The following is a 13,682-nucleotide window of genomic DNA, read 5'->3' as shown; positions in this document are numbered from 1 at the left end:
GGCTCGAGCCGGTGCCCAAACTCCATATCGAGGACGTCCGCGCGACGCCCGACATCGACCGCGGAGTCGTCGATGTCGCGGTTGCGTTGAGCGGCTGGGCGAACGACACCGACGCCGTGCGGCTCACGGCGAGCGCCGGCGGCAAGGTGATCGCGTCGACGATCATCCGCGCCAATCGCCGCGCGACGCTCGCTATCCCCAATGCTCGTTTGTGGTCGCCTGACGATCCCTATCTCTACGACCTCAAGGCCGAGCTCGTAACCGTTGCTGACCCCTATGCCGGGCAGGAGGAGCGCGACCGCAAGGCCTATGATGCGCGCTTCACCGCGGGAGAGGATCGGACTTATGCCGCGGCGCGCATCGCCGGCACGCCGCGCGATACGGTCGACGCCTATTTCGCGATGCGCAAGATCTCGATCGGTCCCGGGCGGGTCGGGGGCCAGCCGGCGATCCTGCTCAACAACAAGCCGCTCTTTCAGAACGGCACGCTCGACCAGGGGTGGTGGCCCGATGGACTCTACACCCCGCCGTCCGAGGAGGCGATGAAGAGCGACCTGGTCTTCCTCAAGAAGGCGGGCTTCAACATGCTGCGCAAGCACATCAAGGTCGAGCCGGCGCGTTATTATTACGACGCGGACCACCTCGGAATTCTGATCTGGCAGGACATGCCGTCGGGCGGCGGCGAGGACCAGTTCGTCACGGGCACCAGCAAAAGCCAGGCAGTGCTGTCGTCGGACGCGATGGCGGAGAATCAGAGCGAACTCGCCGCGATGATCGGCGACCTGCGCGCCTTTCCCTCGATCGTGATGTGGGTGGTCAATAACGAAGGCTGGGGACAGTACGATTCCGCGACCCTGGCCCGCTACGTCAAAGGCATGGACCCCAGCCGGCTGGTCGATGCCGATAGCGGCTGGCTCGACGTCGCGCCCGGCGACTCGGATGTGTTCGACATCCACACTTATGAAGACGTACCCAATACGCCGACCCGGCAGTCGAGGCGCGCGATCGTGATCGGCGAATATGGCGGCATCGGCATGCCGATCGCGGGTCATATCTGGCGACCGGGCCAGAAGAATTGGGGCTATCAGGTGGCGACCGACGAGGAGGATTATCTCGCCCGGTTCCGGCGCAAGATGGACGGCGTCATCCGCGCCGCGCGCGAGGATGGACTGAGTGCGTCGATCTATACCCAGACGACCGATGTCGAGGACGAGATCAACGGTCTGCTGACCTATGACCGTGCGCGGGCCAAGGCGCCGCCGGAAGCGCTGTCGGGGGTCGCAGCGCCGCTGTGGAAGCTGCCTGATACGCGGTAATATACTGATTATATGAAATAAATTGTGACGGCCGCGCCGACTTTTTTGCGTCGTAAGCGTGGGACGCAACGGGACGGGGCAGCGTTTCGAGCGTTATAAATCGCGCTGGACAATTTAATTGACAAATTGCTTTTTATATTCTGAATTGCGCCGCGACAGTTGGGCGGACGGGCTTTGAGCCCAGCCGCGGCGTCGGAAGAAAACAAAAAAATCGGAGGGCGCTAACGCCCTCATCCATGGAGAGGGAAGATCCATATGAGCATTCGTCACATCGATTTCGGCTTGGGCACGGCATGCACCCGGTCGCGGGCCAGGCTGATTCGCGACCTCATGCTGACCGCCGGCGCGGCAATCGGTTTCTCGGGCGGTTTCTCCGGCATTGCCCAGGCGCAGACCGCGCCCGCCACACCCACTGCGCCCGACGCTAACGTGCAACCCGCCGATCCCCAGGCTGCCGACTCGACCGGCGAAATCACCATCACCGGATATCGTCAGTCGATCGAGGCCAGCTTGCGGACGAAGCGCGAGGCCAATGCCTTTATCGATGTCATCACTGCGGAGGACGTCGGCAAATTCCCCGACAAGAACGTCGCCGATGCGCTACAGCGCGTGCCGGGCGTCATCATTTCGCGCGACGGGGGCGAAGGCTCGCGAGTCAGCATTCGTGGTCTGAATTCCGACCTCACGCTAACCGAGCTCAACGGCAATTTCATCGCCGGTACCGACAGCGGCGATCCGTCGCGGTCGTTTAACTATCTGCTGCTGCCGTCGAGCATGATCGGCAGTGTCGAGGTGTTCAAGTCGCCCGAGGCGCGGCTCGATGAAGGCGGGGTCGGCGGCACCGTCATCCTGCGCACGCGCCGGCCGCTCGATCTCAAGCCCTGGTCTGGCTTCGTTTCGGCTGAAGGCACCGACTCGGATGTAACCAAAAAGGTCGAACCCCAGCTCACTGGTCAGATTTCGTGGCACAACGACGCCGGTACGATTGGCTTGTTGGTCGGGGGTAGCTGGCAGAAGCGCACCAATCGCGAGATGGATGGGTCGACCGAGAGCTGGCAATGGTGGACCGATGGCGGCCGCAGCGGCAAGCTGGCAACCGACGTCAACGGCAAGGTGCTCCCCAACCAGGACGCGATCACCTATTGGTCGGAGGACAAGGCCCCGACTACGCGCTCGGGCCAGCATTATAACGGCTATTGGGCGCCGCAGTCGGTCGACGAGCAAATTACTACAGACAAGCGCGAGCGCATCGGCATCCAGGCTACGGTCGACCTGAAGCCGTTCGACAATCTGCGTCTGACTTTCAATTATTTCCGCTTCCAGCTCAATCGCACGCGCGAGGACAATGTCCTGAAGATTCCCGAATGGGGCTATGGCAATTTCTTCACCGGCGCGAAGTTCGACAAGAGCGGCACGGTGATGGAGTCGGCGACGTTCGAGGTTCCGCCGGCCGGCCAGGGCTGCTCCGCCAACACCCCGATCTGTACGATGGAAACGCCGCAGCTGTCGGCCATATACCAGCGCGAGAAGCAGATTTCGAATACCTATGACCTGCATGGCGACTGGAATCTCGGTCACCTCGCCGTGTCGTTCGCGGTCGGCAAGACGAAGTCGACCGGTGGTCCGTCGCAGCAGATGAAAGTCGCGGTAAAGCCTCGCCTGACCGGCACCGTCACGCAGAACGGCAATTTTCTCAGCACCTGGGACTTCAGCGGCGGCGACCTGGGGATGACCTTCTCGCCCGACGTGCAGAAGAACCTGCTGGCCGGCATCGCTCAGGTCGATACGGGATCGACCGGATCGGGCTACACCAACAGCAGCATAGAGCAGCGCTATGCCCAGATCGACGTAACGCGCAGCTTCGATAACTCTTTCATCAGTTCAATCCAGGTCGGCGGCAAATGGCGCGACGGCCGCGTCCAGCGCTCGACCGGCGAGCAGGATTGGTATGCGGATCCGGCGACGCTGCTGCGCTTCCAGGATACGCCGCAGGGCGCGGTGGCGCAGCCGTCGTTCTTCTACAGCAATCCGATCACCAACATCCCCGGCGGGTTCACGGCATCGTCCTACCCGGCGATCAACATGGTCAATTACCTGAACTACCTCAATACGACCTATGGCCCGGCCGTGAAGGTCCCACAGCCGCAGAACCTCTACAGGATCGGGGAGAAGATCTGGGCCGGCTATGCCCAGCTGAACTTCAAATCGGGTCCGATCCGCGGCAATATCGGGATCCGCGTTGCCAACACGAAGCAGACGGGCAGGTCGACCGATACGCTGTATTTCGAGAAGGACTATTGCGTCGACGGCCCCGGCGGCCCGTTCGATCCCAACCGGCCGATCGGCCCGGACGGCAATTGCCAGGTCATCCCGCAGGCCCAGCGCGAAGTTCGGGTCTTCAGCCCGAACAACGAGTCCAAGAGCTATACGGACGTGTTGCCGAGCTTCAACATCTCGTGGGACGTCACGCCGAACCTGCTGGTTCGCGCCGCGGTGTCGAAGGTTGTCGCGCGTCCCGCCTATAACGACCTCGCTTCGGCGCGCTCGCTGACCTTCCACTCGGATGCCTATACGTTCGATCGCGCGCAGTTCGGCGAACGTGCGGGCTGGTCGGGCGACGGCGGCAACTTCAACCTCTCGCCATTCTCCGCCTGGGCGTACGATATCGGCGCGGAATGGTATTTCCACCCCGGCTCGGTGCTCGGCGTCGCGGCGTTCCGCAAGGACGTGAAGAACTTCGTCGTCCCGCTGGTGCTCGACTTGAACCAGGAAGTGCAGGGGCAGACCGTGCTGGTCCAGTCCTATTCGACCCAGGCGAACGGTTCGAGCGCCAAGTCGGAGGGCGTCGAAATCTATGCGCAGCACACTTTGTCGTTCGGCCTCGGCGCGCAGGTGAACTTCACCTATAACCACACGTCGGTCGCCGACGTATCGCTCGAAGGCAAGAAGATCGGCACATCGCCGCTTGTCGGCAGCGCCAAGACGCAGTGGAACGCATCGATATTCTATGAAAAGGGACCGGTGCTGCTGCGGGCCTCGTACAATCGGCGCGGCGAGCGAGTGCAGGGGCTGGTGTCCGGCCTCAACGTCTATGACGACCCGTATCAGCAGGTCGACCTCAACGCCTCGGTCGAGGTGTTCCACAACCTCACGATCACGGGCTCGGTGATCAACCTCACCAAGGAGACGGCGCGGTCGCATCTCGGTAACGACACCACGGCCCGTTATTATTCGTCGCAATATACCGGTCGCCGGTTCTATCTTGGCGCCGCGTTCAAGTTCTGATCGATCGTAACCGGGACGGCGGCCTCTCTCCGCCGCCGTCCCAACCAAGGGGCCGAGACGGCATGCCAAGGATAGCGATGCGCCTTGCCGCGGGGCTTGCACTAGCGGCGGCATCCGCCGTGCACGCCTCCAACCCGATCGTGCCCGGCTGGTATGCGGATCCCGAAATTCGCATCTTTGCTGGACAATATTGGATCTACCCCACCTATTCGGACGACAGCGGCAAGCCCGATCCGGCGCCGCCGTTCACTCCTTCTCAAACGGCGAAGCGCGCCAAGCCGAAGATCCGCCCCGAATATCTCAAGCAGACGTTTCTCGACGCTTTTTCCTCGCCCGATCTCGTCCACTGGACCCGGCACCGGCATGTGCTCGATGTCGCGAGTATCGAATGGGCGGCCTATGCGATCTGGGCGCCGTCGGCGATCGAGCGCGACGGCAAATATTACCTCTTCTTCGGCGCCAACGACATTCAGAGCGACAAGGAGACCGGCGGCATTGGCCTGGCAGTGTCCGACAGCCCCGGCGGCCCGTTCCGCGACGCGATCGGCCATCCGCTGGTGTCGGCCTTCCACAATGGCGCGCAGCCAATCGATCCGTTTGTCTATCGCGACGATGATGGCCGCATCTATCTCTATTATGGAGGCTGGGGCCATTGTAACGTCGTTCGGCTGAGCCCCGATCTGAAGTCGGTGAAACCTTATCCGGACGGCTCGACATGGAAGGAAATCACCCCGCCCGGCTATGTCGAGGGTTCCTTTGTGATCAAGCGCAAGGGGATCTATTATCTGATGTGGTCGGAGGGCGGCTGGACCGGCCCCGATTATCGCGTCGCTTATGCGACCGGCAACAGTCCGCTTGGTCCGTTCGAGCCGAGGGGGACCATCCTCGCCCAGGATTTCCGCATCGCCAATGGCGCGGGACACCATTCGGTGGTCAACGTGCCGGGCACCGACGATTGGTACATCGTCTATCACCGCCGACCGCACGGCGACGACAATGGCGACCACCGCGAACTTGCGATCGATCGCATGACGTTCAACGCCGACGGGACCATCCAGCCGGTCGTCATGACCAATGAAGGCATCGCGCCCCGGCCGCTGCCGGCCATCATGAAAAAGGGACGCCGATCGTGATCAGAGCTTTTGTCACGCTGCTCAGTGCCGGTGCCTTGCTGTCATCGCCGATCATCGGCGCGGCGACGCCAGCTTACGCCCAGCAGGCCGCGCCGCCGCAGCCCGCTTTGGTCGACCTCATCAACCCGCTGATGGGCACCGACAGCGACCATGCGCTGTCTTATGGCAATACCTATCCGGCGATCGCGGTGCCGTGGGGGATGAATTTCTGGACGCCGGTGACCGGCAAGATGGGCAGCGGCTGGGGCTACACCTATGCCGCTAAAAAGATCAACGGCATCAAGCAGACGCATCAGCCCAGCCCGTGGATGAACGACTATGCCGCGCTCGCGCTGTTCGCCGAGACCGGTCCGCTCAAGATCGAGCAGGAGGATCGCGCCAGCTGGTTCAGCCACAAGGCCGAGGAGGCGCGTCCGTACGGCTACAAGGTTTATCTCGCCGATTACGACGTCACCGCCGAAGTCACGCCGACCGCGCGCGCGGCGCAGTTCCGTTTCACTTTTCCCAAGAGCGACGATGCGCACATCCTGATCGATGGTCAGGACGGCGGATCGATGGTGACGATCGATCCGGTCAAGCGGCGGATCACCGGCTATGTCCGCAACAATAGCGGCGGCGTGCCTGACAATTTCCACAATTACTTCGTCGCCGAATTCGACCACGATTTCACCGTCACCCGCACCTGGGACGACAATTACCAGCTCTCCGCCGCCAAGACGCGCGAAGGCGGCCATGTCGGGGCGGTGGTCAGCTTCAAGACCGCGGCGGGCGAGCAGATCGGGGTCAAGGTCGCCTCCTCGTTCATCAGCCCCGAACAGGCGGCGCGCAATCTCGACGCGGAGATCGGCAAGGACGGTTTCGACGAGACCCAGGCCAAGGCGAAGCAGGCATGGGAAACGCAGCTGGCGCGCGTCCGGGTTGAGGATCCCGATCTCGACAATCGCCGGACCTTCTACTCGGCGCTGTACCGCATGCTGCAATTCCCGCGGATGTTTTACGAGATCGATGCCAAGGGAAAGCCGGTCCATTACAGTCCCTATGACGGCAAGGTCCATGCCGGCTTCCTGTACACCGACAACGGCTTCTGGGACACGTGGCGCGCGGTCTTCCCGTTCTTCGCGATGATGTATCCCGAGCGCGACAGCGAGATGATGCAGGGCCTCGTCAACACGGTGAAAGAGGGCGGCTGGCTGCCCGAATGGGCGAGCCCCGGCTATCGCGACGTGATGATCGGATCGAATTCGGCGAACATCATCGCCGACGCTTATGCCAATGGCGTGCGCGGTTTCGATGTCGAAACGCTCTACAAGGCGATGGTCAAGAACGCGACGACCAGCGCGGGCCGCCCGACCGACAAGAAGGGAAATGTCGTCAGCGCGGTCGGCCGCGAGGGCGTCGAATATTACAACCGGCTCGGCTACGTGCCGTACGATGTCGGCATCAACGAAAATGCCGCGCGGACGCTGGAATATACGACCGCCGATTTCTCGCTGTCGAGGCTCGCCGCTTCGCTCGGCAAGGCCGAAGACGCCAAACTCTATGCCCAGCGCGCGCAGAATTATCGCAAGCTCTACGATCCGCAGAGTGGGTGGATGCGTGGGCGCAACAAGGACGGGTCGTGGGAGACGCCGTTCAATCCGTACAAATGGGGCGATGCCTTCACCGAAGGCAATGCGCTCCACTACACCTGGGCAGTGATGCAGGACACGCAGGGCCTGATCGACCTGATGGGCGGCGACCGCAAGTTCGTCGATCGGCTCGACGGCATCTTCACCACTCCGCCGATTTTCGACGACAGCTATTACGGCTCGGTCATCCACGAAACGCGCGAGATGCAGATCGTCAACATGGGCCAATATGCCCATGGCAATCAGCCGATCCAGCACATGATCTATCTCTACGATTGGGCCGGCGCGCCGTGGAAAGCGCAATATCACGTCCGCGACGTGATGAAGCGGCTCTATTCGGCGACGCCCGATGGCTATCCGGGCGACGAGGATAACGGCCAGACCTCGGCCTGGTATGTCTGGTCCGCGCTCGGTTTCTATCCGGTGACGCCGACGGTCGGCCAATATGCGATCGGCAGCCCGCTGTTCCAGAAGGTCACCCTGACCCTGCCAAACGGCAAGACGCTGGCGATCGAGGCGGAGAATAGCGGCCCCGACAATGTCTACATCCAGTCGGTGACGCTGAACGGCACGCCGCACGATATGGCCTATGTCACCCGCGAAGCGTTGGCGCAGGGCGGAACATTACGGTTCGTGATGGGGCCGACGCCGAACAAGCAATGGGCCAGCACCAAGGCTGCCGCGCCCTTCTCGATGACCGCGCCCGCCAAGTGACCCGGAGAAAGACGCTGACCCCCAATCGACGCCATATCATGGCCGGAGCCGGCGCCATCGCGCTCAACGCGGCCTTGCCGATAGCCGCGCGCGCGGAGTCCTTCGCCAGTAAGCGCCCGCCGCTCGCCCGGCGGCTATTCACCAGCCCCGCCGTCGAGGCCGAGATCGCACGGGTGAAGGCCGGCATCGCCGATCCAGAACTCGCCTGGATGTTCGAGAATTGCTATCCCAACACGCTCGACACCACGGTCGAAACCGGGATGGTCGACGGCAAACCCGACACGTTCGTCATCACCGGCGACATCAAGGCGATGTGGCTGCGCGACAGTTCGGCGCAGGTCCAGGCCTATGTCCATCTCGCGCCGCGCGACGCGGCGCTGCAGCGGCTGTTCCACGGACTAATCCAGCGCCAGGCGCGCTGCATCCTGATCGATCCTTATGCAAATGCCTTCATGAAGGACCCGGCGGCCAGGAGCGACCTCGAGTGGTCGCAAAAGGACCAGACCGACATGAAGCCCGGCGTCGCCGAGCGGAAATGGGAGATCGACTCGCTTTGCTATCCGATGCGGCTCGGCCACGCTTATTGGACGACGACACGCGACAAGACGCCGTTCGACGACACCTGGGCGCGCGCGATGAAGCTCGCGGTCGCGACCTTCCGTGTGCAGCAGCGCAAGGACGGCGCGGGACCCTATCATTTCCAGCGTACCGCCGCACAGCCTACCGATTCGCTGATCCTCGACGGCTATGGCGCGCCGACGAAGAAAGTCGGCCTGATCCATTCGATGTTCCGGCCGTCGGACGATGCGTGCGTCTATCCGTTCCTGATCCCGTCGAACCTGTTCGCGGTGTCGGCGCTCCGCCAGCTGGCGGCGGTCCATCGCCAGGCGCGCAACGACGCCGTGGCAGCGGTGGACTGCGAGACGCTGGCGGTTGAAGTCGAGGCGGCGTTGAAGGCGCATGCTTTGGTCCCGGACGGGCAGGGCGGCCGGGTCTGGGCCTACGAGATCGACGGGTTCGGCAACTGGCTGTTCATGGACGACGCCAACGTCCCGAGCCTGTCGGGCCTGGCGCTGATCGACGCAGCCAAACGCGACGATCCGTTGTTCCGGCGCACCGCGGCGCTCGCCTGGAGTCCGCGCAACCCCTATTTCTCCCGGGGCAAGGCGGCCGAGGGGATTGGCGGCCCGCATGTCGGGATGGACCAGATCTGGCCGATGTCGATCGTTACCCACGCGATGAACGCCGACGACGACGCGACGATCGTCCAATGCCTGCGCTGGTTGAAAGCGACGCATGGCGGCACCGGCTTCATGCACGAATCTTTCGACAAGGATCGCCCGTCAAAATTCACGCGGTCATGGTTCGCCTGGGCCAACGCGCTGTTCGGTCAATTGATCGTCGAGCTCGCCCAGCGCAAGCCGGCGATCCTCGCCGGCCGCATCTGACCAATCCGGGAAGGGAAGAACGATGATCACCGCCAGCCGCCGCCAATTGCTCGCCGGCGCCGGTCTTGCCGCGCTCGGCAATGCGATGCCCGGTTCAGCTTGGGCAGCGTCGCCAGCTGCCCCTCGGCCCGATTTGTTCGTCGGCACGGGCGGGCACGGCCATACCTTCCCCGGGCCGTCGCTGCCTTATGGCATGGCGCAGCTTGGGCCGGACACCAACAATATCGGCTGGGACGCCTGCTCGGGCTATCACCGCGATGACCGCTCGATCATGGGCTTCAGCCATACGCACCTGTCGGGCACCGGGATCGGCGATATGCTCGACATCCTGGTGGTGCCGACGCGCCAGCGGCTGATGCTCGAGCCGGGGACGGTCGGCGATCCCGACAAGGGCTATCGCCAGCGTTTCTCTGATGAATTCGCCGAGCCCGGTTATTATCGCGTTCGGCTGGAATCGGGAGTCCAGGCAGAGCTGACCGTCACCGAGCGCTGCGGTCTCCATCGCTATCGCTTCGCCAGCGGCCCGGCGCATATCCTGATCGATTTCGCCCATGCGATGCTCGACACGTCCGACAAGGGCGGACTGCTCGAGAATGCCTCGCTGGCATTGGATTTCGACGGCGTGCTGACGGGCAGCCGGACGGTCAACCGCTGGGCCAAAGGGCGGCATATCCATTTCGCGATGCGGCTGTCGCGCAAGCCGGACCGCGTCCAGTTCTTCGGCGATGACGATGCGCCGGCCGCCAAGGACGCGACGAATGTCGCAGGGGGAAAGCTCAAGGTCGCGCTGTTCTTCGACGATGCCGGCGGCGATCCGATCCTGGTCAAGACCGGACTATCGGGCGTCGACGTCAAAGGCGCGCGCGACGCGCTCGCGGCGGAAATTCCTGGCTGGGATTTCGATGCTGCCCACGCCGCCGCTCGGTCCGCCTGGGCCACTGCGCTCAATCGGATACGCGTCTCCGGCGGGACCGAGGCACAACGCACGATCATGGCGAGCGCGCTCTATCACGCGCAGCTTGCACCGACCCTGTTTGCCGATCGCGACGGGCGCTATGTCGGGCTCGACCGGCAAGTCCATCAGCTGGCGCAGGGCGAACGGGCCTATAGCGCCTATTCGCTGTGGGACACTTATCGCGCGCTCCATCCCCTGCTGACGCTGATCAATCGCGATCAGGCGACATTGCTGGTGCGCGACCTGATCCGACAGACGCAGCAAAGCCCCTATGGCCCCCCGGTCTGGACGCTCCAGGGAGCCGAGACCGGGTGCATGATCGGCTGGCATTCGGTGTCGGTGCTGGCCGAAGCGCATGTCAAGGGGATCAAGGCCGATTACGCCGCCGCCTGGCCCAATATCCGCCGCCGCGCTTTCGATCGCGACTATAAGGATTCCGACGGTTCGCTGGGCAGAGGCTTTTATTACGACCTGAATTACATCCCTGCCGACAAGATATGGGAATCGGTCAGCCGCACGCAGGAATATGCCTATGACGATTGGGCGATGGCGCATCTGGCGGAAGCGGCCGGCGCAAAGGATGACGCTGTCACGCTGCGCAAGCGGTCGCGCAATTATCGCAACGTCATCGATCCCAAGATCGGCTTTGCCCGCCCGCGCTTTTCCGATGGCACCTGGTGGGAGAAATACGATCCAATCCAGCTCGGCCACGACGTGCCCAAGTGGCGCGATTATACCGAGGCCAATGGCTGGCAGGCGACCTTCCTCAACCAGCATGACGTTTATGGCCTGATCGAGCATTTCGGCGGGGACGCTGTATTCGAGGGCAAGCTCGACGCGCTGTTCAAAGGCCCATCGACCTTGCCGGCCAACGCGCCGCCCGACATTTCCGGCCTGGTCGGGCAATATGCGCACGGCAACGAACCCGATCAGCACGTCGCCTATCTCTACGCCTATTGCGGCGCGCCATGGAAAACCCAGGCGATGGTGCGCCGGCTGCTGACCGAAATGTACAAGGCCGATCCCGACGGGGTGATCGGCAACGACGATTGCGGCCAGATGAGCGCGTGGTTCGTGCTGAGCGCACTCGGTTTCTATCCGGTCGACCCGGTCAGCGCGATTTACGTCTTCGGGTCGCCGCTGTTCGATGTCGCCGAGGTGGATGTCGGCAATGGCCGCACGCTGACCGTGCGCGCCAATGGCAACGGGCCCGACCGTCCGTACATCCAATCGGTGCGCTGGCGCGGCAAGCCCTGGACGAAGAACTGGATCGCGCATTCAGAGCTGATCCAGGGCGGCGATCTCGTCTTCGAGATGGGGGCGCGGCCGTCGCGGTTCGGCGCCGCGAAACGCGATCGGCCGCCCTCGTTCGCGCGCGGGCCGGCGTAACCCCAGGACATGGAGCCGCTTAGCGGCGCCGAATATTCTTAGATAGTCGAGAGCAGTTTCAATGACGTGTGCGTGGTGTGTGCTGACGATGAACGCGGTGATGCAATGAGTGCCGGCGGGTCGTCTCCGCTTTTTGCCGGTGTCGAGCTTGGCGGCACGAAATGCGTGTGTACCCTCGCATACGGTCCCGACGCGATCGTCGATCAGCGAACCGTGCCGACCACCACGCCGTCCAAGACTTTGCCCGCCATCTGCGCGATCCTGTCGGACTGGGAGCGGGACCATGGCTTCGCCGCGATCGGCATCGCCTCGTTCGGCCCGCTCGACCTCGATCCCGGCTCCGAACGGTATGGCCGGATCACCAGCACCAACAAGCCTGGATGGCCGGGCGCGGACGTCCGGGGCATTTTGTCGGCGCTCTTTTCCGTATCTGTCGGGTTCGACACCGACGTCAATGGCGCCGCACTGGCGGAGATCCGTTGGGGCAGCGGCCAGGGGTTGAGCGATTTCGCCTATGTCACGGTCGGCACGGGGGTCGGCGTCGGCCTGATCGTACATGGCCAGCCCACGCGCGGCATCGGACATAGCGAATTGGGGCATATCCGGGTGCCGCGACTGCCGATCGATCAGGTGAAGAGCGCATGCTCCTATCATGACGATTGCGTCGAGGGCCTCGCCTCGGGACCGGCGCTGCTTGCCCGGCTCGAGGGACGGTCGCCATCGCATCTGTCGCCAGACGATCCCGTATGGGACCCGATCGTCCATACGCTCGCCGCCATGTGTCATGCGCTGGTCTGCGCGACCGGCCCCTATCGGATCGCGATGGGTGGCGGCGTCGTATCGGGCCAGCCGCATCTGCTCGACCGGATCAACACGGCGCTGGTCGAGAGCCTCGCGGGCTATATGCCTCTCCCCGGCGACGGCGACTATATCGTGGCACCACGGCTGGGCGATCTGGCCGGCCCGCTCGGCTCGATCGCACTCGCCGCCAACGCCGTCGATTGAGACGGCAGGTGTTGATCACCCTGCGTCGGCCATCCATTGCACCGCATCTGGTCCCGCCGGAATCCTGAGCGGGGCATTCGCGTCAGTAGCCGCCTGCCAGACCGCCTCCGCCACATCGCCCGGATGCGTCACCGGGCCGCTATCGTCGCGGAAATTGGCGATCATCCCCTCGATCAGCGGCTTGTAGTCCGGATTGTCGAGCCCGCGCAGGTGCGGCATCGCATTGTTGCCGAACTGGGTTTCGGGCGAGCGGCCGGGGAGCACGATGTGCACGCGCACGCCGAACGGCTCCATCTCGACCGCCAGGCTTTCGGTGAGGGCATTCACCGCCGCCTTGCTCGCGCGATAGACGCTGACGAGCGGCAGGGGCTTGAGCGTCACCGTGGAGGTGACGTTGACAATCACGCCCGACCGCCGCGCGCGGAATTGCGGAAGCACCGCCTGCAGCATGGCCAGGGTGCCCAACGTGTTGGTCTCGAACAACTGGCGCGCCGTCTCCGGCTCGATCAGCTCTATCGGCACCCCCGCGCCGAAACCCGCATTGTTGACAAGCACGTCGATATCGCCGGCCTTTTCCATTGCACAGGCGATGCTGGTGGCATCGGTGACGTCGAGCGGCAGGACGAAGAGATTGTCGGACGCCGGCAGGATATCGGTCCTGGGGTTGCGCATCGTGGCGATCACCTTCCACCCGCGATCGAGGAACAATTTCGCCGTTTCGAGGCCGAAACCCGACGAACAGCCGGTGATGAGGACGCTGGGCATGACATGCTCCGGAAGTGTTGAAGATGATCCAGAGATGGCGCGCG

At 63.5% G+C, this 13,682-nt stretch carries 8 protein-coding genes; 7 read left to right on the top strand and 1 reads right to left on the bottom strand.

Going from position 1 to position 13,682, the window contains the following annotated elements; translation table 11 throughout:
• The 7 genes from SAS01S_RS09625 to SAS01S_RS09595 form a co-directional block, all read left to right on the top strand.
• Positions 1-1,316: glycoside hydrolase family 2 TIM barrel-domain containing protein (locus tag SAS01S_RS09625; protein WP_066807471.1), on the top strand; the 1,316-nt coding region annotated here is incomplete at its 5' end.
• 255 nt (positions 1,317-1,571) lie between these two features.
• The gene (locus tag SAS01S_RS09620) at positions 1,572-4,601 is read left to right on the top strand and encodes a TonB-dependent receptor (RefSeq protein ID WP_066807468.1); all 3,030 of its coding nucleotides are present in this window, start codon (positions 1,572-1,574) and stop codon (positions 4,599-4,601) included.
• A gap of 77 nt (positions 4,602-4,678) precedes the next feature.
• Positions 4,679-5,734, top strand: a complete 1,056-nt coding sequence (locus SAS01S_RS09615; protein ID WP_157082751.1) for a glycoside hydrolase family 43 protein — start codon at positions 4,679-4,681, stop codon at positions 5,732-5,734.
• A 50-nt stretch (positions 5,735-5,784) separates the two neighbouring features.
• Positions 5,785-8,076: a GH92 family glycosyl hydrolase gene (locus SAS01S_RS09610; protein ID WP_439646837.1), complete on the top strand. Its 2,292-nt coding sequence runs from the start codon at positions 5,785-5,787 to the stop codon at positions 8,074-8,076.
• A gap of 38 nt (positions 8,077-8,114) precedes the next feature.
• Positions 8,115-9,524, top strand: a complete 1,410-nt coding sequence (locus tag SAS01S_RS09605) for a glycoside hydrolase family 125 protein (protein ID WP_066807465.1) — start codon at positions 8,115-8,117, stop codon at positions 9,522-9,524.
• Between the two features lie 22 nt (positions 9,525-9,546).
• Positions 9,547-11,868, top strand: coding sequence for a GH92 family glycosyl hydrolase (locus SAS01S_RS09600; protein WP_066807464.1), 2,322 nt, complete (start codon positions 9,547-9,549; stop codon positions 11,866-11,868).
• Positions 11,869-11,973: 105 nt separating this feature from the next.
• Positions 11,974-12,873, top strand: coding sequence for an ROK family protein (locus tag SAS01S_RS09595; protein ID WP_066807463.1), 900 nt, complete (start codon positions 11,974-11,976; stop codon positions 12,871-12,873).
• 15 nt (positions 12,874-12,888) lie between these two features.
• Here SAS01S_RS09595 and SAS01S_RS09590 read toward each other — a convergent pair whose 3' ends face one another.
• Positions 12,889-13,638, bottom strand: a complete 750-nt coding sequence (locus tag SAS01S_RS09590) for an SDR family oxidoreductase (RefSeq protein WP_066807462.1) — start codon at positions 13,636-13,638, stop codon at positions 12,889-12,891.
• Between the last annotated feature and the right edge of the window lie 44 nt (positions 13,639-13,682).

Source organism: Sphingomonas asaccharolytica NBRC 15499, assembly GCF_001598355.1.
Taxonomy (GTDB): Bacteria; Pseudomonadota; Alphaproteobacteria; order Sphingomonadales; family Sphingomonadaceae; genus Sphingomonas; species Sphingomonas asaccharolytica.
The sequence above is the reverse complement of the archived record's forward strand: the minus strand, read 5'-3'. Positions and strand labels throughout refer to the sequence as shown.